The 18,041-nt window shown below is 66.2% G+C and carries 16 protein-coding genes and 16 tRNA genes; 26 read left to right on the forward strand and 6 right to left on the reverse strand.

Annotation, left to right across the window (positions count from 1 at the left end):
* On the reverse strand, window positions 1-181 hold a 181-nt coding region (locus tag CKO28_RS28045), incomplete at its 3' end, for a transposase (RefSeq protein WP_242480341.1).
* 274 nt (window positions 182-455) lie between these two features.
* Between CKO28_RS28045 and CKO28_RS04640 the strand changes: the two genes are divergently transcribed.
* The 10 genes from CKO28_RS04640 to CKO28_RS04685 all read left to right on the forward strand — a co-directional run bounded on the left by CKO28_RS04640 (window position 456) and on the right by CKO28_RS04685 (window position 1,885).
* Window positions 456-547: transfer RNA gene (locus tag CKO28_RS04640), tRNA-Ser, on the forward strand.
* Between the two features lie 291 nt (window positions 548-838).
* Window positions 839-914: transfer RNA gene (locus CKO28_RS04645), tRNA-Ala, on the forward strand.
* A 38-nt stretch (window positions 915-952) separates the two neighbouring features.
* Window positions 953-1,027: transfer RNA gene (locus CKO28_RS04650), tRNA-Gly, on the forward strand.
* A gap of 36 nt (window positions 1,028-1,063) precedes the next feature.
* Window positions 1,064-1,147 (forward strand) — tRNA-Leu (locus CKO28_RS04655).
* A gap of 32 nt (window positions 1,148-1,179) precedes the next feature.
* Window positions 1,180-1,256, forward strand: a tRNA-Asp gene (locus tag CKO28_RS04660).
* A gap of 78 nt (window positions 1,257-1,334) precedes the next feature.
* Window positions 1,335-1,410 (forward strand) — tRNA-Thr (locus CKO28_RS04665).
* 36 nt (window positions 1,411-1,446) lie between these two features.
* Window positions 1,447-1,522: transfer RNA gene (locus CKO28_RS04670), tRNA-Asn, on the forward strand.
* A gap of 42 nt (window positions 1,523-1,564) precedes the next feature.
* A tRNA-Ser gene (locus tag CKO28_RS04675) sits at window positions 1,565-1,654 on the forward strand.
* A gap of 46 nt (window positions 1,655-1,700) precedes the next feature.
* Window positions 1,701-1,775, forward strand: a tRNA-Val gene (locus tag CKO28_RS04680).
* Window positions 1,776-1,810: 35 nt separating this feature from the next.
* Window positions 1,811-1,885 (forward strand) — tRNA-Trp (locus CKO28_RS04685).
* A gap of 66 nt (window positions 1,886-1,951) precedes the next feature.
* Here the strand turns inward: CKO28_RS04685 and CKO28_RS04690 are convergent.
* The gene (locus tag CKO28_RS04690) at window positions 1,952-3,625 is read right to left on the reverse strand and encodes a bifunctional diguanylate cyclase/phosphodiesterase (RefSeq protein WP_200339378.1); all 1,674 of its coding nucleotides are present in this window, start codon (window positions 3,623-3,625) and stop codon (window positions 1,952-1,954) included.
* A gap of 215 nt (window positions 3,626-3,840) precedes the next feature.
* On the opposite strand from CKO28_RS04690, the gene gyrB reads away from it, so the two are divergent.
* The 14 genes from gyrB (at window position 3,841) to CKO28_RS04760 (ending at window position 11,410) form a co-directional block, all read left to right on the forward strand.
* Entirely contained in the window at window positions 3,841-6,321 is a 2,481-nt protein-coding gene (gene gyrB / locus CKO28_RS04695; RefSeq protein ID WP_200339379.1) for a DNA topoisomerase (ATP-hydrolyzing) subunit B, read from the forward strand.
* Window positions 6,321-6,614: a hypothetical protein gene (locus CKO28_RS04700; RefSeq protein ID WP_200339380.1), complete on the forward strand. Its 294-nt coding sequence runs from the start codon at window positions 6,321-6,323 to the stop codon at window positions 6,612-6,614. The genes gyrB and CKO28_RS04700 overlap by 1 nt, the downstream gene beginning before the upstream one ends.
* Window positions 6,611-6,997, forward strand: coding sequence for a hypothetical protein (locus tag CKO28_RS04705; RefSeq protein WP_200339381.1), 387 nt, complete (start codon window positions 6,611-6,613; stop codon window positions 6,995-6,997). Before CKO28_RS04700 ends, CKO28_RS04705 begins: the two co-directional genes overlap by 4 nt.
* Before the next feature lie 80 nt (window positions 6,998-7,077).
* Entirely contained in the window at window positions 7,078-8,214 is a 1,137-nt protein-coding gene (locus tag CKO28_RS04710; RefSeq protein WP_200339382.1) for a COG3904 family protein, read from the forward strand.
* Between the two features lie 138 nt (window positions 8,215-8,352).
* Window positions 8,353-8,541, forward strand: coding sequence for a hypothetical protein (locus tag CKO28_RS04715; protein WP_200339383.1), 189 nt, complete (start codon window positions 8,353-8,355; stop codon window positions 8,539-8,541).
* Window positions 8,542-8,546: 5 nt separating this feature from the next.
* Complete coding sequence (locus CKO28_RS04720; RefSeq protein ID WP_200339384.1) at window positions 8,547-8,927, forward strand: hypothetical protein; 381 nt, start codon at window positions 8,547-8,549, stop codon at window positions 8,925-8,927.
* Window positions 8,928-9,012: 85 nt separating this feature from the next.
* The gene (locus CKO28_RS04725; RefSeq protein ID WP_200339385.1) at window positions 9,013-9,531 is read left to right on the forward strand and encodes a DUF5710 domain-containing protein; all 519 of its coding nucleotides are present in this window, start codon (window positions 9,013-9,015) and stop codon (window positions 9,529-9,531) included.
* 291 nt (window positions 9,532-9,822) lie between these two features.
* Window positions 9,823-9,898: transfer RNA gene (locus tag CKO28_RS04730), tRNA-Glu, on the forward strand.
* A gap of 50 nt (window positions 9,899-9,948) precedes the next feature.
* Window positions 9,949-10,023: transfer RNA gene (locus CKO28_RS04735), tRNA-Cys, on the forward strand.
* A gap of 51 nt (window positions 10,024-10,074) precedes the next feature.
* Window positions 10,075-10,151, forward strand: a tRNA-Arg gene (locus CKO28_RS04740).
* An 11-nt stretch (window positions 10,152-10,162) separates the two neighbouring features.
* A tRNA-Arg gene (locus CKO28_RS04745) sits at window positions 10,163-10,239 on the forward strand.
* Window positions 10,240-10,309: 70 nt separating this feature from the next.
* Window positions 10,310-10,383, forward strand: a tRNA-His gene (locus CKO28_RS04750).
* 39 nt (window positions 10,384-10,422) lie between these two features.
* Window positions 10,423-10,496: transfer RNA gene (locus CKO28_RS04755), tRNA-Gln, on the forward strand.
* Between the two features lie 50 nt (window positions 10,497-10,546).
* The gene (locus CKO28_RS04760; protein ID WP_200339386.1) at window positions 10,547-11,410 is read left to right on the forward strand and encodes a DUF5131 family protein; all 864 of its coding nucleotides are present in this window, start codon (window positions 10,547-10,549) and stop codon (window positions 11,408-11,410) included.
* Window positions 11,411-11,451: 41 nt separating this feature from the next.
* On the opposite strand, the gene CKO28_RS04765 is transcribed toward CKO28_RS04760, so the two are convergent.
* Window positions 11,452-12,069 carry a hypothetical protein gene (locus CKO28_RS04765; protein ID WP_200339387.1) on the reverse strand — a complete coding sequence of 206 codons (618 nt, stop codon included), beginning with the start codon at window positions 12,067-12,069 and terminating at the stop codon, window positions 11,452-11,454.
* 247 nt (window positions 12,070-12,316) lie between these two features.
* Here CKO28_RS04765 and CKO28_RS04770 point away from each other — a divergent pair, with 247 nt between their 5' ends.
* On the forward strand, window positions 12,317-12,781 hold the full coding sequence (locus CKO28_RS04770) for an Hsp20 family protein (protein ID WP_200339388.1): 465 nt from the start codon (window positions 12,317-12,319) through the stop codon (window positions 12,779-12,781).
* Between the two features lie 72 nt (window positions 12,782-12,853).
* Here the strand turns inward: CKO28_RS04770 and CKO28_RS04775 are convergent, their stop codons facing one another.
* The 3 genes from CKO28_RS04775 to CKO28_RS04785 all read right to left on the reverse strand — a co-directional run bounded on the left by CKO28_RS04775 (window position 12,854) and on the right by CKO28_RS04785 (window position 17,364).
* On the reverse strand, window positions 12,854-14,791 hold the full coding sequence (locus CKO28_RS04775; RefSeq protein ID WP_200339389.1) for a PAS domain-containing sensor histidine kinase: 1,938 nt from the start codon (window positions 14,789-14,791) through the stop codon (window positions 12,854-12,856).
* A gap of 99 nt (window positions 14,792-14,890) precedes the next feature.
* A complete protein-coding gene (locus tag CKO28_RS04780; protein ID WP_200339390.1) occupies window positions 14,891-16,903 on the reverse strand; it encodes a HAMP domain-containing methyl-accepting chemotaxis protein in 2,013 nt (670 codons plus the stop codon).
* Window positions 16,904-16,998: 95 nt separating this feature from the next.
* Window positions 16,999-17,364: a hypothetical protein gene (locus CKO28_RS04785; RefSeq protein WP_200339391.1), complete on the reverse strand. Its 366-nt coding sequence runs from the start codon at window positions 17,362-17,364 to the stop codon at window positions 16,999-17,001.
* Window positions 17,365-17,770: 406 nt separating this feature from the next.
* Between CKO28_RS04785 and CKO28_RS04790 the strand changes: the two genes are divergently transcribed.
* Complete coding sequence (locus CKO28_RS04790; protein ID WP_200339392.1) at window positions 17,771-17,983, forward strand: hypothetical protein; 213 nt, start codon at window positions 17,771-17,773, stop codon at window positions 17,981-17,983.
* Window positions 17,984-18,041 lie beyond the last annotated feature (58 nt).

Below are 18,041 nucleotides of genomic sequence, written 5' to 3' on the forward strand. Positions count from 1 at the left end.
CGAGCTCGTCCACGATCGCACCCCGCTCCGCGGCAACCTCGGCGATGATCGCCTTCAGGCGCGCGTCGACGCCATCCGTCAGAACCGGACGGCGGTACTTCGGGCACCAGACGACGTGGTACTTGCACTCGTGGACAATGTTGTTGTTCGATCGCATAGGAATTATATGGGCGCACGCCATATAATTCGCAAGAGCGCCTATCCCTCCCCATGCCTGAAGGCGGGGGCTCCCGGCGCATGTCCTGAAGAACCTGGTGTCGGATGTTCGATCCATCCTCGCGGCACCACCGATGGCGCGCCCCGTAAAGGCGCGCCTGACCCCGCCCTGGTTGCGGGGATGTCCGAGCGGTCCGGTCGAGCGCGGCGCCTCCCTTCCGCCCAGCGCTCCCGGACCGCGTGCCGGGATCCCGCCGATCCCGCGAACCCGAGTTCATGCCCGCACCCGCGGGTCTTCTGGAGGAGTGGCAGAGCGGCCGAATGCGCCCGTTTCGAAAACGGGAGAGGGCAGAGATGTCCTCCGTGGGTTCGAATCCTACCTCCTCCGCCAACACGCAGCGACGGGCGCGACAGCGTCCGCGACGGGGTCGCCCAAGGCCGGCCTTCGGATTGCGCCGGCAACGCGACGGATTGCCCCGTCGCCGAGGCGATCGCGGACCATGCGCGCAGGTCGCCGCCACCGCAGCGTCAGGAGACCGCCGACTGCCGGCGGCCCTTTCAAAGCGGGGCGCGGCCGCGTTTCGCCGGCCGTGCCTGCGGGGGTTCGCTCCCCGCCGCACTCGAAAGCCTCGACCCTTTCAGGGCGTCGATCGACTGTCCGCCCGCGAAAGCGGGTGGATCTGGGGCGCTAGCTCAATTGGGAGAGCACCTGCTTTGCAAGCAGGGGGCTATCGGTTCGAGTCCGATGCGCTCCACCACCCTTTCACCGGCGCCGGCCGCAATGCCGGCGCGCCTTGCGGACGTAGCTCAGCGGCAGAGCGTCTCGTTGCCAACGAGAAGGTCGTGGGATCATGCCCCACCGTCCGCTCCATCCTCACCGCCCGGCGGCGCCGGGCTGACACTCACCGGGCCAGTGGCGGAATGGCAGACGCGGCGGTCTCAGAAACCGCTGTCGACAGACGTGCAAGTTCAAGTCTTGCCTGCCCCACCACCGCTATCGGGCGGCGCGCCGCCCGCCAGAATGCATCCGTAGCTCAGCAGGTCAGAGCGTCCGCCCGTCACGCGGAAGGCCGCCGGTTCAAGTCCGGTCGGATGCGCCAGTCACGCCGTCGATCGCAGCGCCGCCTTCGAATGGCCGCGCGTCCGGCGATCCTTTTCGGGTGTGCCCGCATACCCGCGCCGGTATAGCTCAATTGGTAGAGCAGCGGTCTTGTAAACCGCAGGTTGTCGGTTCAATTCCGGCTGCCGGCTCCAAAATTTCGGAAATATAGCTGCTTATGGCTGCTTTATTCCAGGATAGCTCAATCGGTAGAGCGCCCCGCTGTTAACGGGATGGTTGCAGGTTCAAGCCCTGCTCCTGGAGCCAACACATCGACCGATCAAAATCACCCCGCCTGGGGCCTCACGCGGATGCTTGGGTGAGCGGTCGAAACCACCGGTTTGCTAAACCGGCGTGCCTCTCGGGGCACCGCGAGTTCGAATCTCGCAGCATCCGCCACGCCAATCGCCGGATCTCCCGGCCAAACGTCGCCGTGTGCGACAACGGGCGCTTAGCTCAGCGGTAGAGCGCCGAGTTTACACCTCGGAAGCCGGTGGTTCGATCCCATCAGCGCCCACCAGAGTTTCTGTCACGCCGCGTCACCGCCGCGGCTGAAGGGGAGTAGCTCAACTGGCAGAGCACCGGTCTCCAAAACCGGCGGCGGGGGTTCAAGTCCCTCCTCCCCTGCCATCCCATGCGCCCGTTTCCGGGCATCTTCCCACGTTCGCTGTGCTCTCTGCGACCTCCGCGCATGGGTCACTGGGCGGCCGCCGTTCCGGCCACGCCAGGCGCCACCCGCGTGACCGTCGACTGACCCAGCCAGCCGGCGAGCATCACCGCCGGCATCGGACGGGCGAAGTGAAAACCCTGCGCCTCGTCACATCCCCAGTCACGAAGGCGCGCCGCAGTCTCCGCGTCCTCCACGCCTTCGGCCACGATCTCCAGACCCAGCTCGTGACTGAGCGCGATCGCCGCACGCGTGATCGCCTGCTCACGCGGCCCCTGGCGCATGATGAACGAACGGTCCAGCTTCACGACGTCCACCGGCAGCCGCTGCAGGTAAGCGAGCGAGGAGTGGCCGGTCCCGAAGTCGTCGATCGCCAGCCGGACGCCCAGCTGACGCAACTGCTCCAGTGTCCGGATCGCGATCTCGGGATGCCCCATCACGGCCGTCTCGGTGACCTCGATCTCGAGCGCGCTGCCCTCGACCCCAAGCTCAGCCAGGATTCCGGCCACCCGATCCGGGAGATCCGTGTCCAGCAGTTCCCCCGCGCTCAGGTTCACCGACACGGTTCCGCACCGCACCACCCGAAGCCCCTCCTCCAGGGAGCGTCGAAGCACGAACGCCGTGATCTCCCGCATCAACCCATGAGCCTCGGCGAGCGGGATGAACCGGCCCGGCGAGATCGGCCCACGGGCCGCGTGCGTCCAGCGCAGCAACGCCTCTACGCCCGTACAACCAGCACCATCGAGGCGAACTCTCGGCTGGTAGTTCACCGATAGGCCGACGCCACCGGCGCCCAGCGCCGCGCGAAGATCGGCCAGAAGGGCAAAGTCCTCGGCCTTGCGGGCGTCCCAATCCGGATCGTAAAGCGACCAGAGCGATTCAGACTCACATGCCTGCTGCACCGCCGCCAGCGCCACGCGCGTCAGGGTCGCGCCACTCTGGCCGTGCCGCGGCGCCTCAACCACGCCACAGGAAACCCGAGGGGTCATCTGTAGCCCATTGATCTCGACCGGCTCACGCAGCTCCGTGATCACGCCGTCCAGGCTCAACTCTGCAAGGGCGTGAGAATCGATCAGGGCCACGATACGCGCCGCGCGTAGCCGGTAGAGACGCGCGCCCTCTGGCAGAGCGCTGCTCGCGCGTGCGCTGACCGCGGCCATGAGATGGTCGGCCCCTCGCGCGCCCAGCCGTGCATCGAGCAAGTCGTGGTCAATGACCTCGAAGCACAGCAGATTGAAGGTGTCGCCAGCGGCGAGACGGGCATCGATCGCCTGGCACGCCGCCCGGCTATCGAGCAGTCCGGTCGCCCGATCGCGTGTCGACTCCTGCTGCCAGTACGCGAGCAGACGGTGCGCGCCCTGCATGCCAGTCCCCGCAATCCAGCCCAGGACACCCAGGAGCGATGCATACATCGCCCACTGCACCGACTCGCCCTGGCCCAAGCCACCTCCGTCGCCTAGCAGGAACACACCCAGCAGAAGGCTGCCGACCAGTGCGATCAGGACGCTTCCGCGTGTACCCGCGACGAGGCCAGAGAGCGCCAAACCGATATAGACGACCTGAAGGAAGGCCTGCATGCCGAGCACGGCCTGCGATAGCAGATACGCGGCGCCCACGAGCGCGAGCGACATCGCGACCAGGGCGCGGTCGCGCCAGCGGAAACGCCCGGGCGACAGCTTCGCTACGACAGCATCCATCGACATCTGCTTACCTCGGTCGGGCTGGGTCCGGGCCTGTCTAGCCCAGTTTCGTTAAAATGCGTCTAAAAACCGCTGACGCACCCTCAGTGACGGAATTGGGCGCTTTTTATTGGGTTGCCCGAAGTTTTTTTACCGTTCATCCGCGATCCTGGAGCCATACCCAGCCAGCGTGCCCATTTTCCAAGCACCACCGAACAAGCGCCGAAGGCAAGACCCCGATGACCAGCGCCCCCACCTTGCAGCAAGCCTCGACAAGCAACCAGCCTGATCCGGCCCCCAGCGCGGCCGGCAACGTGGACGCCGGCGGCGGGGACTACACCTCCAATTCCATCCGCGTCCTCAAGGGCCTCACGGCCGTCCGGGTACGCCCGGGCATGTATGTCGGCGACTGCAGTGACGGCTCCGGCCTTCATCACCTCGTTTACGAGACGGTCGACAACGCCGTCGACGAGGCCCTGGCGGGCCATTGCACGCGCATCGAGGTCACCCTGGAGTCGGACGGTTCCTGCAGCGTGACCGACAACGGCCGCGGCATCCCGGTCGACATCCACCCGGAAGAGGGCGTCTCGGCGGCCGAGGTCATCATGACCAAGCTGCACGCCGGCGGGAAGTTCGACCAGAACAGCTACAAGGTCTCCGGCGGTCTGCACGGCGTCGGCGTCTCCTGCGTCAACGCGCTCTCCGAGTGGCTGGTCTGCACGATCTGGCGCGACGGCAAGGAGCACGAGGTCGCGTTCGCCCGGGGCGAGACCACCCAGGCACTCGGCGTGGTGAAGACCTGCGCCAAGAACCGCACCGGGACGCGCGTGCGGTTCCTGCCCGACCCGGAGATCTTCACGATCACCGAGTTCAGCTTCCCGACCCTGCAGAAGCGCCTGCGCGAGATCGCGTTCCTCAACTCTGGCCTGGGGATCGAGCTGATCGACCGACGCCAGGAGGAGCAGCGCGTTACCTTCTGCTACGCCGGCGGCCTCAAGGAGTTCGTCTCCTGGATCGACCGCAACCGGTCCGGCGTAATCCCGGAGCCGATCCACATCCGCGGCGAGCGCGACGGGGTCGGCGTCGAGCTGGCCCTGCAGTGGAACGACGGCTACGACGAGCGTGTCCACGCCTACACCAACAACATCCCCCAGCGTGACGGCGGGACCCACCTGGCAGGCTTCCGGGGCGCGATGACACGCGTGGTCGGCAAGTACGCCCAGCAGCTCGCCGGCAAGCGCAACAAGACCACCCTGAGCGGCGACGACGTCCGCGAGGGCATGACCGTGATCCTGTCGGTCAAGTTGCCCGACCCCAAGTTCGCCAGCCAGACCAAGGACAAGCTGGTCTCCGCCGAGGCCCGGCCCGCGGTCGAGAACATCGTCTCCGAGCAGCTCACCACCTGGTTCGAGGAGCACCCCAACGAGCTCAAAGCGATCGTCGGCAAGGCCATGCAGGCCGCCGCCGCCCGCGACGCGGCGCGCCGGGCGCGCGAGCTGACCCGCAAGCAGGCCGCGACCGAGGTCGCCTCGCTGCCTGGCAAGCTCGCCGACTGCCAGAGCAAGGACCCGAAGGAGCGCGAGCTTTTCCTGGTCGAGGGTGATTCCGCCGGCGGCTCGGCCAAGCAGGGCCGCGACCGCCGCTTCCAGGCGATCCTGCCGCTCAAGGGCAAGATCCTGAACGTCGAGCGCGCGCGCCTGGACAAGATCCTCGGCAGCCAGGAAGTCGGCACGCTGATCCAGGCGCTGGGCTGCGGCATCGGCCGCGAGGAATTCGACGCAGACAAGTGCCGCTACCACAAGATCGTCATCATGACAGACGCCGACGTCGACGGCAGCCACATCCGCACCCTGCTGCTGACCTTCTTCTACCGGCAGATGCCCGAGCTGATCGAGCGCGGCTACCTCTACATCGCCCAGCCTCCGCTCTATCGCGTGAAGCACGGCAAGGAGGAGAAGTACCTGCCCAACGAGAGCGCCCTCGACGCCTACCTGATCGCCCGCGCCTGCCAGCAGATCACCCTGGAGAGCGGCGCCGGCACGATCACGGGTACGGAGCTCGAGACGGTTGCTAACCGCGCGCGCCGCGACATGGCGGCAATCGAGCAGGCAACCCGGATCGTCGGCTACCAGCCGCTCGCCGAGGCCCTGGCGATCGCCGGCTGCCTGGACAACGACGCGCTCGCCGATGCCAGCGTACTGGCCAAGCGCGCCGGGCGCGCCATCGAGATCCTGAACGCGCGCTCCCATACCTTCGAGGATGGCAGCTGGTCCTTCGACACCGACCAGAGCGCCTTCATTCACGCGCACGAGGGTATCAACGACACCTACCCCCTGCCCCCGCAGCTGGCCCAGGACGAGCAGGTCGGCTACCTGACCGGCCGCGCCGAGGCACTCTCGGAACTCTATGTGCCCGACCTCGAGATCGTGCAGGGCGAGAAGCGCGCCCCGGCCTCCGGGCCGACGGCCGTCTGGCAGGCCATCGAGAAAGCCGGGCGCCGTGGCCTCGAGATCGCCCGCTACAAGGGCCTGGGCGAGATGAACCCGGACCAGCTCTGGGAGACGACCCTGGATCCCGAGAACCGCGTGCTGATGCAGGTGAAGGTGAGCGACGTGCAGCAGGCGGACGAGCTCTTCACCATCTGCATGGGGGACCAGGTCGAGCAGCGGCGCAGTTACATCGCCGAACGCGCGGCCGAAGCCATCGAACTGGACGTGTGATGAAGAACCGCCAGCGCATCGAGCTACCAAGCGCGCTCGTCAAGGCGATCGCGGACCGGGCCAGCCAGGTGCTCGTCCCCGGCCGCAGCGAGCTCAACCCGGGCCCGCTGGTCGCTGCATGCGACCAGATGATCGCCGCCTGCCGGGTCCGCTTGGTGCGCCACACCCATGCCGAGACCCTGAAAGCACCGGAGCGCGCGCTCCCGGGGGCGAGCCTGATCGCGGAGACCGGCGGGGAAGTCACCATGCTCTACCTGGAGCCGATCCACCCGATCCACGACAGGGCCGCGTGATGTCTACCTCCCTCGCCTACACGCTGGCGATCCTCGCGGGCCTGGTGTCGCAGGGCCTGGTCTATGCCGGGATCGCCTTCGTCAACCAGCAGCTCCTGCCGCGGCTGTTGGCCCCTGCCTATGCCCACCTTGGGGAGACGGCGCGTGTGGCGATCATCATGATCCTGGCCGCGGTCCCGGCCAATTACCTCCTGAGCTACATCTACCGGATCATCGACGGATCCCAGGCGCTGATGGTGATCCTGGCAACGCTGGTCTTTGTGCTGGCGGTGAAGTCGATGCTGATCGGCGACGGCGGCGTGTCCTGGCGGGTCATGCTGGCCTGCTCAGGGACTGCGGCGATGCTCGCCTGGCTGGTCTACGAGTTGCACGCCGCCGCCTGAACCCGGCGTTCGCAAGCCCCCTCGACCCAGTTGTATCCGGCAATTAGCCTCCTCGGCGTCCGTACCCGAGGAGAAACCGTTTGCTCCGTTCAGCTTTCCCGCGTTTCCGGCCGATCGCCCTGCTGCTGGGGATGTTCGGGTCTCTCGTGGCCACCGCCGCGCTCGCCCAGGACGCACCCGATGCGCCAATGACCTTCCGGACCGCGGGAACCGGCGGCAACTGCGCGGACTGCGTCTGGATCGCTGCAGAGGGCCGCATCACCGAAGACACGGTCGAGCGGTTCGAGCGTTACCTGCGCGAGCTCAAGCGACCACTACCAGATACCGTTCGTCTCAACAGCCGCGGCGGCCTGATACTCCCGGCACTGACCCTTGGCGAACGGTTCCGGGCGCATGGCATGACCACAACCGTAGAAGCCACAAACGATCTCGCGGACATGCCCTACCAGCAGAGCACGCCGGGCATGTGCTACTCGGCCTGCGCCTATGCCTTCCTGGGCGGCGCGAACCGCCATCTGCCGGAAAGATCACAGCTCGGCGTCCACCAGCACTTCATTCCAAGCGCCGAGGCCAAGGCGGCCGAGCAACGTTTCGAGGCGCGCAGCGATCTCTCGTCCGACCAGCTGCTGACCGGCGTGATCGCTTGGTACATGAGCAAAATGGATGTCGACCCTAGGCTTCTGCTGCAGGCCTCGACGACGCCATCAGGCGAGATCTACCTGCCAGAACGCGCCGAACTCCGAGAGATGAACGCGATCACCCCGCAGCCCGGATGGAGTGCGTGGCGGCTCGAGCGCATTGATGATCGCCTGGTCTACGCGCAGACTTTCGAGTACGGTCGCCGGAAAATCCGCGCAAGCCTGACCTGCCGCGATGGCGGCGAGTTCTGGCTGACGATGATGACGCCATTTCGCCGCCACGGATTCAGCCAGGCCGAGTTGAACGACGAGTTCAAGCCGAACCTGGCAGTGGGTGACGTAACCCGACAGCTGTCGGGAGATCGCGCCCGCGTGGTCCGAAAGGACGGCATGCTCATCATCCTGGCCGAACTCGAAGGCAGCATGGTCCGGGGCGTGGCCGCCGGCCAACGGCTGAGACTGAACCCGAGGTTTACCCAGGCCATGTTCAGCGGTTACCTGGCGGTTCACGGGACCCTGACACCACTACCCGACCCGGACGATATGGCCTCCCTGATCCGCCGCGCCTGTCCGCGGTAACGCGCCCCCGGCTGACCCCAGGCTCACCCGTCCCTTGCTGACCGGGGCCCGAATCCGACCCGGTGCAGTGGCGGCCTATGGCGAGGGTCGCCCGGGTCGGATAGGCTGACACTCTTGGTGAGAACCCAGGAGCAAGCCATGGAAGCCTGGCCGCTGATTTTTCTGCTGGCACCGATCGCGGGCGCCATCATCGCCATGGTCGGCTACACCGCAACCCAAGACCAGGGAGCAGCCGACACCTCCGAGGCCGGCGACAGCAGCATCTGGGGGTTTCTGTCCTATACCGGTTTCGATGATAACAGCCAGGACCACAGCCTTCACGACTGATACCCATGTCCGAGGACCTCTACGAGCGCCCGGGTCCCTTCAGTGGGAACCACGAGGTCCCGGTGCGCGGCGGCGGACTGCAGCTCCCCGTGGAGGTCGCAGATCGCCTCGAAGGGATGCTGCTGGTCTGGCTTCACCACGCCCGGCCCGCACTGATCGGCGCCAACGAGTCGTTCCCCTGGCAGATCGCTGGCGATCTGGAGGATCTCGCCGAGGACGGGGAGCCGGAACCAATCATGAGCCTTTTCGCAAACAGTGAGGTCTGTGCCCTTCGGGCGGGCGGATGGGTCGACTTTCCGACCTATCTGCTGGATCACGCGGGGATCAGCATCGCTGCGGCGATCATCGGCCGCGGCGCGACGATCGAGATCCGCCCACCCGGCTGACGCCGGCTTGCACACCCCCGGTGCTTCTGCGGTAAATGAGAGCCAGTCACGCAACGTCTACATGCGGCATCGGTAGGATCGCGTCATGGGTGATCGCAACATCTACGAGATGGCCGTGGAGCACGGCGGCCCCGGCTTCTGGATCCACCGAACATCCTGGGGAAAAACCTGCGCCCGCGTCGTTGCCGTCGGCGACCTGACGGGCCGGCCGCCCTATTACGGTAATCCGCCCGTCCTGATGGACGTCTACTCACTCGAGGGCGAGCTCAAGGATGCCATGGCCCCCGTTCCGGTCCCAGGAACCTACAAGAGCTGGCGCCAGATCCAGCCGCCCGACTGGGCCGACCGGATCAGCCTGCGGCCGCTCGACGACCCAGAGATCGACGCGGAGCTCAAACGCCACGACACCCGCAAGCAGCCGCGCGGCAAGGCGTCTGCCATGCCGCCCGCGCCGATCTGGCTGAACGTGCCCTTCGAGCGCAAGGACGAGGCCAAGCAAATCGGCGCGCGCTGGTCCCGCAAGGACCGCTGCTGGTGGCTGCCGGAGGACAAGACCGAAGCACTGCAGAAGGCTCGCGACCTCGGATTCCTGACGGACGGCTAGCCCGGAGGGGAGTTCCGACCGAAAAAATCTCTGGATTTTTCATCCGCATGGTTCCAAGGTGCGTCACTCGGACCCATATCATGATCATGATGACCGCACTCAACCATACCCGGCGCTGCCGCCAACGGGGCGAACACCGACAGGTTCGGTGGGCGGACGCGTCTGCACACGTGCGGGGGGAAGAGTACGACATCTAAGTCGACACGCCCCACAGGCACGAACGAACAGACCAACCGCCCGTGAGCCTCACGCGGCGGTTTTTTCATGTCCGCGTCAGGCTCCGGCACCAGAGCTCCCTTCGTCTAGCGGCCCAGGACACTGGCCTCTCAAGCCAGAAACGCCGGTTCGACCCCGGCAGGGAGTACCAGACCACGACGCGGTTCCCGCGTGAGACGGAGACGAGGAGAGGTGAACCGAGGCCCGGTGGCAGAGTGGCGCATGCTCGGGACTGCAACTCCCGCGACGTCGGTTCGATTCCGGCCCGGGCCTCCAAACCGACGAAAAGACGATAGGAACAACGGACGATCATAGAAGCAATACCAAGTCCGCGTAGCTCAGCTGGATAGAGCGTCGGTCTACGAAACCGAAGGTCGCATGTTCGAACCATGCCGCGGACACCAAACACCGGAATGCGGGATTAGCTCAGCCGGATAGAGCGTCGGTTTCCGAGACCGAAGGTCGCACGTTCAAGTCGTGCATCCCGCGCCAGCCGGAGACGCCCGGGCCGGCGGCGACCGCCACCAGGCGTGGCGCCGCGCCCGGGCCTGAAAGATCGACGGCGGCTGTAGCTCAAAAGCAGAGCGCCAGGTTGTGGCCCTGGAGACGCGGGGGCAGTACCCGTCAGTCGCCCCAATCAACACCGCCGGCCATCCGCGCTGTGGTCGGCACCGATGCCCTCTGGTGTAGCGGTAGCACGCCTGGCTCTGGACCAGGTAGCCGAGGTTCGAACCCTTGGAGGGCAACCATCTTAACCGCCGGCGCGCCGCCGGCGGTAACGGAACGCGAGGAGGCCGCGATGGCCAAGACCCGGATCTCCTGGGCGGAGCGCAGCTGGAACCCGACCGTCGGGTGCGCGCTGGTCTCCGCAGGCTGCACGAACTGCTACGCCATGTACCGCGCCCAGGCGATCCTGGAGCAGAACACCAGGGCGAGCGGGCTCTACGAGGGCCTGGTGCGCCGGGTGAACGGCAAGCCCGTCTGGACCGGCGAGGTCAAGGTCGTCGAAAGCCGTCTGGACGCCCCCTTCTCCTGGCGCGACCCGACGATCGCCTTCGTCGACAGCATGTCCGATCTGTTCTACGAGAAGCTGCCGGAGGCGCGAGTTTTCCAGATCCTGGACGTGATGCGCCGGGCGTCCCGGCACATCTTCCTGGTGCTCACCAAGCGCCCGCTGGTCATGCGTGACCGGCTGACGGCCTACCGCCGGGCGCGGGGCATCTCCGAGCCGTTCGAGAACATCGCCTTCGGCGTCTCCGCGGAGGACCAGCGTAGCCTGGACGCGCGCCTGCCGATCCTGGCCGACATCCCGGCTCCCGTGCGCTTCATCTCGGCCGAGCCCATGATCGGGCCACTCTCGCTCGATGGCCTGCCCTCGGTCGAATGGCTGATCGTGGGCGGGGAATCGCTCGATCGCGAGCAGCGTGATCGCGGCGAGCTGGCAAGGGTCTTCGATCCGGACTGGGCGCGTGTGCTTCTGCGCCAGTGCCGGGCGCGCGGGATCGCTTTCCACTTCAAGCAGCTGGGCGCACGTCCGATCGGCCCCGGCGTGCGGGCCCCCAAGGGCGACGCCCCCGCGGAGTTCCCTGACGACCTGCGGGTGCGCGAGATGCCAGAGTTCGCCCACGCCCAGAGCGATCTGTTCAGCACGCCCGCGGCCTGAGGTCGGCCGGCGTCCATCACGGGCGCCGGCCGACGGCCGACCTACGACACGGGCGCGCCCGCGTCGCCGTCTTCTCCGTCATCGGTCTCCCCTGCCCAGCCACCGGTCACGAACAGGTCGCGCGCCTTGGCGTCCTCGAGGAACGCCTCGATCCCGGCCAGGATGATCAGGTTGATCGACGAAGTGTAGTCCGACGGCTGCCCGAACTTGCCTGTCGTGCGCTTGTCGGGCGTGTAGGTCTTCTGGAAGATCTGCTCGTTTGAGCGCGTGTCGCGCGCTGTATAGGTGACCGAGTAGCTCCAGTCGACGCTGTAGCCCAGGTCGTCGAGTTCGAGCTTGTTGATCCGCCCGACGACGCGCACAGGCGCGCCGTCCTCGATCTCCACGCCGGCGCTCTGCATCTCGAGCGCCGTTGCGCGCTGCACGTACCGGGAGACGTCCTCGGCGATGTAGATCGAGCCGACGGCGGTGTTCTGAAGCTGGTTGGTCTCCACCTCGCCGGCGTCGGCGGGCTCGTAGACGAACTCGCCGAGCTCGGCCGCGCCCTCATTGATCTGGACGTAGGATTGCGTCTCGTACTCAACCGGGATGGTGCCGGAGCAGCCGCCCAGAAGCAGCACGGCGGCGCCCAGGGTCAGTCCGTGAACAAGCTTTCGCATAACACCCCCTGCTTGTTGTTGCCCCCTCATATAACGCGATTGGGGCTAAAGCAGCGTGTCCGGCCTGTCAAACCAGCGGAGGACAAACCGCGGCCAGCGACACCATATTTCCCTGTGCCGGTTGCCTACTGAAGGGGCCGGCGCATCCGCAACCCCGACCGGTGCGTTAGCGGACACCAGGGTCGCCACAGCTCATCGTGGGGCCGCTGCAACGTGCCGGGTATCGCTCTTAGAAGGAGGATACGTCATGCATCGCCATTCCCGCTCCCTGGACATCTCGCCGCTGTTCCAGGCCGGCATCGGCTTCGAGCGCCTGCTGAACGCGCTCGACACCGCCCCGCAGGCCGCGGGTGCCGGCTATCCGCCCTACGACATCCTGAAGACCGGCGAGGATACCTACGCCATCTGCCTCGCCGTCGCCGGCTGCGACGCCAGCTCGATCGAGATCACCGAGCATGACGGCAAGCTAAAGATCTCCGGCACCGGTGGGCACCAGATCCCCGAGGGTGCCGAGATTGTGCACAAGGGCATCGCCCAGCGCAACTTCTCCCGCGTGTTCCAGCTGGCCGAGCACGTCCGCGTCCAGGACGCACACCTGGAGAACGGCCTGCTGCAGATCGATCTGATCCGAGAGGTCCCGGAAGCGCGCCGCGCACGCCGGATCGACATCCGCGTCGGCGCTACCGAGCAGGCGGCCGCTAACGCCGCCTGACACACGCTTGCGTAGCTCGTTCTGCGAGCTAGCGGCCGCGCCCAAGTCGGGTGCGGCCGCTTCTTCGTAGAGCTAGGTTCTTACCTCCGCCGCGAAGGGCCCGGTGTCGGACGGGAAAACGATGGTCATCTCCGCCCCGCCTGCGGCCGAGGTCCCGATCTCCATCGTGGCGCCATGCGCCTCGACGATCTGTTGGACGATATAAAGTCCCAGGCCCACGCCTTCATGACGACGCGAAAGACGGTCGTCTATCTGCTGAAACGGTTTCAGAACACGCGCCCGATCCTTCTCCGGGATACCGGGGCCGGCATCCGAGACCCTCAGGACACAGCGACCCTCCGCATCCGTGTGGCCGTTCACTTCGACGGCCGTGCCGGTTGGCGAGAACTTGATCGCATTACCGATCAGGTTGAACAAGACCTGCCGCAGAAGTCGCTGGTCCGCGGTCAGCAGCATGTCGCTCGGGCATTGATGCGCCAGCTCGATTCCCGCGGCGGTGGCCGCAGGCTGCATCTGCTCGACGGCGCTGCGCACCACTGGCGCCAGCTCAAACGGTTCCGCTGCCACTTCGAACTGGCCCACCTCAAGCCGCGTCGCATCGAGAATGCTGTTGATCAGGTCCAGCAGGTGGCGCCCGCTATCGTGGATGTGTGCGCTGTAATCGCGATAGCTCGAATGGCCAAGAGGCCCGAAAGCCTCCCGGGCCAAAAGTTCGGAGAACCCGTTGATGGCGTTGAGCGGCGTCCGCAGTTCATGCCCCATGGTCGCCAGAAAGCGCGACTTGGCCTCGCTGGCTGCCACGGCCGCCTTACGAGCGGCCTCCAACTCGCGCTGGACACGGTCGCGCTCGGTGACATCCTGCACGATCCCAACCAGGCCCGTGATCCGACCGCTTGAGTCACACACCGGCTCACCGACGGCGTTGACGACATATTCCCCGGCAGGCGTGGCAATACGGAAACTGACGTCGTAGCGCGCACCCGTTGCGCAAGCACGGTCGAACCCGGCGCGCTGGTGCGGGATATCCTCGGGGTGAATGATTGCCTCGAGCTCGGCCCGACTCATCGCGGAAACCTCGTGCGGGAGGCCAAACAACTCCATCGTTTCCGGCTGGTTATGGAAAGAGGCAGTGGCGATGTCATAGTCCCACCCGCCCATCCGGCCGATCCGCTGAGCGTTGCGAAGCCGCGCGGTCTCCCGCCGCAAACGACGCCTTTGTTCGGCCAGCTGCGTGATGTCGCGCCCCTCTGGGATCAGCATGATAACCCGGCCGGACTGATCCACGACCGGCTTGATCGAAACCTCGACCTCATGGACCGCACCTTTGCGGCCCCGGCACCGTCCCAGGAACTGCACCAGGGTTCCGTTTGCGGCGTCGGCTACGGCTTCCCGCAGCCGCGTCCGGCTTGCCTCGCAGGCTTCCCACCAGGGAGTTTCCCAGAACGGCAGCCCCAAGACCTCGGACTCGGTGACGTCCGCGAACCGTAATGCCGTCTCGTTGGCTTCCAGCAGGGTCCCGCCCGGGTCCACGACCCCGATCAGCTGGAATGACTGCTCAAAGATTGCCCGGTACCGCTGCTCGCTCTTCGCGAGAGCGCGCTCCATCCGCCGATGCTCGGTAACGTCCTCCTGGATCGCCAGAAAGGCGACGATGCCACCGTCCGCCCCAAGTATCGGCGAGATCGACCAGGCCATACGGAACGGCGAGCCGTCCCGCCGGTAATTCACCGTTTCGCCCTCCCAAGCCTCGCCGCGCTCAAGGGCGACGCGCAGAGCCGGGAAAATTCCCCGGTCCGTCTCGGGCCCCTGCAGAATGGCAGGGGTGAGACCGCGAACATCCTCGATCGACCAGCCGGTCATACGCTCGAAGGCCGGATTGACGTAGTGGATGCGCTGCTGTTCACCGTCCATCTCGGGCGCTGTAATCAGAACGGCATTCGGCGACTTCTCGAAGAAAGCTGCGTACTGCTGCGTGTCCAGCACCCCGGCCGGGTAGCTCATCGTCACCATGGCAAAGACCTCAATCGAGACGTTTCACGGGCGATCGTCACGTCGCCACAACAGGACGTCGCCCGGTGCGTTCCGCGACCGGGCGACGGATCCCTTCCCTCAAGCCGCGACCTCTCGCACGTAGGCGTCGACGGCAGTACGCAGCTCGTTCGCTTGCTGCGCCAGCGACGACGCGGCGGAAAGCACTTGCTCGGAGCCGGCGGAGCTTGCCTGGGCACCCTCCCGCAGCCCCTGGACGTTGCCAGCGACCTCCTGGGCGCCCTGCGCGGCCTGCTGCACATTGCGGGTGATCTCCTCGGTCGCCGCAGCCTGCTCGGTCGCCGTAGAGGCGACGACGCCGGAGATCTCGTTCATCTCCCGCACGATCCCGGCGACCTGCTCCATCGCCGGCACCGCCTGCCGGACAGAGCCGCGCATCCGCTCGATGTCGCCTGAGACCTCCTGGGTTGCCCTGGCCGTCTGGGTGGCAAGGTTCTTGACCTCGTTGGCAACCACCGCGAAGCCCTTGCCGGCCTCGCCCGCACGGGCAGCCTCGATCGTGGCATTCAGCGCCAGCAGATTGGTCTGCTCGGCGATATCGCTGATCAGCTGGATCACCCGCGTCACCGCATCGGCGCCGGCCTGAACCTCCTCGACCTTGGCCATGGCGCCGCGGGCCTGCTCGTCCGCGCGCTCGGCGATGCCGGCGGTCTTCTCCACCTGGGCAGACACCTCGTGGATCGACGCGGCCAACTCCTCGGTGCTGGCGGCCACGGTCTGCGTGTTGGCCGACGCCTGCTCCGAGGCGGACGCCACGTTGTTGGTCTGGTGCGACGTCTCAGTCGCTGTCGCTGACAGAGTGCTGGCAGTAGCCTCCAGCTCGGTCGCAGAGCTGCCCAACGTGTTCAGGATCTGGTCGACGTCCGCGCGGAAACGCTCCGTCGCCTTGCTGACCCGCTCTGCCTCGGCGGCCTTGCGCTCGGCGTCCGCCTGCTGCTGCTGCGCCATTTCCAGCTGCTTCTGGGAGTTATTCTTGAACACCTCCAGTGCGTCAGCCATTTCGCCGATCTCATCGGCCCGGCCGCGGCCCGGCACCTCGGTGTCCCCCGTACCCTGAGCGAGGGCGCTCATTGCGTCAGTGATGCCGCGCACACCAGCGGCGATCCGCCCTCCGATCAGCCACGCCGCGACCGTGGCCAGGGCGATGCCCCCCAGCGCCACCAGCAGCATCATCATCTGCATGCTACTGGACGCCTGCGACGCCTTGCTCTTGAGCGCTCGCTCGTCGGCGATCACGCTCGTTTGGATGGCCTCGGCGAGTTCTTCGACCTTCTCGCCATCCGTAACGATCGTGCGCTTGATCACGTCGTTGCGCGTCAGGATCGCCTCGCGGGCGCCGTCGAACGCCGCGCGGTAGCGCGGCAGGAGCTCGCGCACCTCCGACAAAAGCGCCTGGCGCTCAGAGTTTCCGAGCCCGGCCTGCAGGGTCTGCAGCCCCTGATCGAGCTTCTGGAACTCGTCCGCGACGCGGGCTGCATCGGCCGGCTCGTTGTCGACCAGGAACTTAGTCGCGTAGAGGCGCGCCAGCAGCAGATGCTGGTTGGCGAGCGCGGCTTCGCTGGCGCTGGCGTAATCGCTTTCGGCGTACGCGCGCCCGCCGATCTCTGACAGGCGCTTACGGGCTTCCGGACCGATCGCGTCCATGCCTGCGTAAACGAAGGCGTTGCGCTGCTCCATGAGATCGACGACCTCGTCGAAGCCGGCATGGAAGCGCTGCATCGCGCGGTCGATCTCAACGATCTTCTGGGCCCGCTCGGGGTCGGTGATGACCTGTTGGGCGCGGGCGATCTTCTCTTCGACGTTGGCCTTGAGGCTGACAACCGCCTCACGCACGGCCGGGTCTTCCGTCCGCAGCCAAGTGCGGACCTTCAGTATGGTCGCGACGACGTCGCCGCGCAGGTCGCTTACCAGCGTGGCGTCCTCGCCCAGCTTGGCATAGGCGTCGAAGTTGCGCTCGATGTCGCGCATTCCCCAGACGCCTTGGGCGGCGATCACGCCGGCGACCAGGATAACCACCGCAAAGCCGGCCAGGATCTGCCCGCGCAGCTTGAGCTTGTTGGATCGGAGTGCCATCGTTCTTTTTTCATCCTGAAGAGACGGCGCGGCCGCACCTGGCCACGCACCAACAATTGCTGGACTTCGGTCGAAGGGCCTCGGCTGCCTGGCGGCTAAATCGCCGCCTCGCACATCGCACGCGCCAATTCGGGCAGCCGCTGCAGATCCGCGACGGCGCGGCGCAGCTCAGCCACGGCATCTTGTAACCGTGCGCTGTCTTCACGCATCTGCCGGCAGCGTTCGGGTAGGCTCACCACTGGCTCCGGATTGCTCGCGGTCACTTGCGCCGGGACGGACGGCACGGCATCGACCTTTACGGGCAAGGCGTAGCCGACCGCACCCGGACCATTCGTCGGGGCCGCGCACCCATCCAGGTCTTGCTCGACACACTCGCGACCCGACAAATCTTGCTGCCGCTGATCTCCGGACACGGTCACCTTACGTTGTTTACTGAACTCAACAGAAATCACCAGTCCCATGGGACTCTCCCGAATGAGGTGTTCTTACGCCCCTGAAAGAACGACAAAACTGCGCCAAATACACGCGTCCGGACGGACATCCCTCAAGGCAGAAAGTCTACCTCATTATAGTTAACGCTAACCCTGCGGATAGACTCAGGCAAAAACCGGGCAGAGGGAGATCCGGTTGTTCATCGCAGACGTACTCATTCGCTTCGACCTTCTCCAGCCCAATCGCGGGCGAGCACACATGGCCCGCCGGTGCGGCACCCACCCTCCCCACGCCTTCCAGCGCTGGATCCTCGATCCTCGCCGAAGCGTATCAACCGTAATTCTCGGGGGTGGGTAGGCCCTTTTCGGTCATGCGTACCCAGTTTCGGATCAGGAAACACTGCGGCGTGTGACGCCGCCTGATCGGAGACACGACATGAGCGACAAGAAGACCCCCGACTTCAAGGTCGGCGACAAGGTGAGCTGGAAAACCGGGCGAGCACCGCGGATCATGCCCCAGGACATCGTCGGCACCGTGCAGTCGCCGCCGCGGGCCAAGCTGTCCGGCGAGACGATCTACGTCGAATGGCCGGGTCACGGCACCTTGCCGTGCTCAATGCACGCTGTAACACCGGTCGCCAAGCGTTAATCCGCCGGTAAGTGCGGACGTGTAGACCGTATTCGTAATCTTCGGTACGGTCGTCGAA

The organism is Rhodovibrio sodomensis (genome assembly GCF_016583645.1).
In the GTDB taxonomy this organism is placed as follows: domain Bacteria; phylum Pseudomonadota; class Alphaproteobacteria; order Kiloniellales; family Rhodovibrionaceae; genus Rhodovibrio; species Rhodovibrio sodomensis.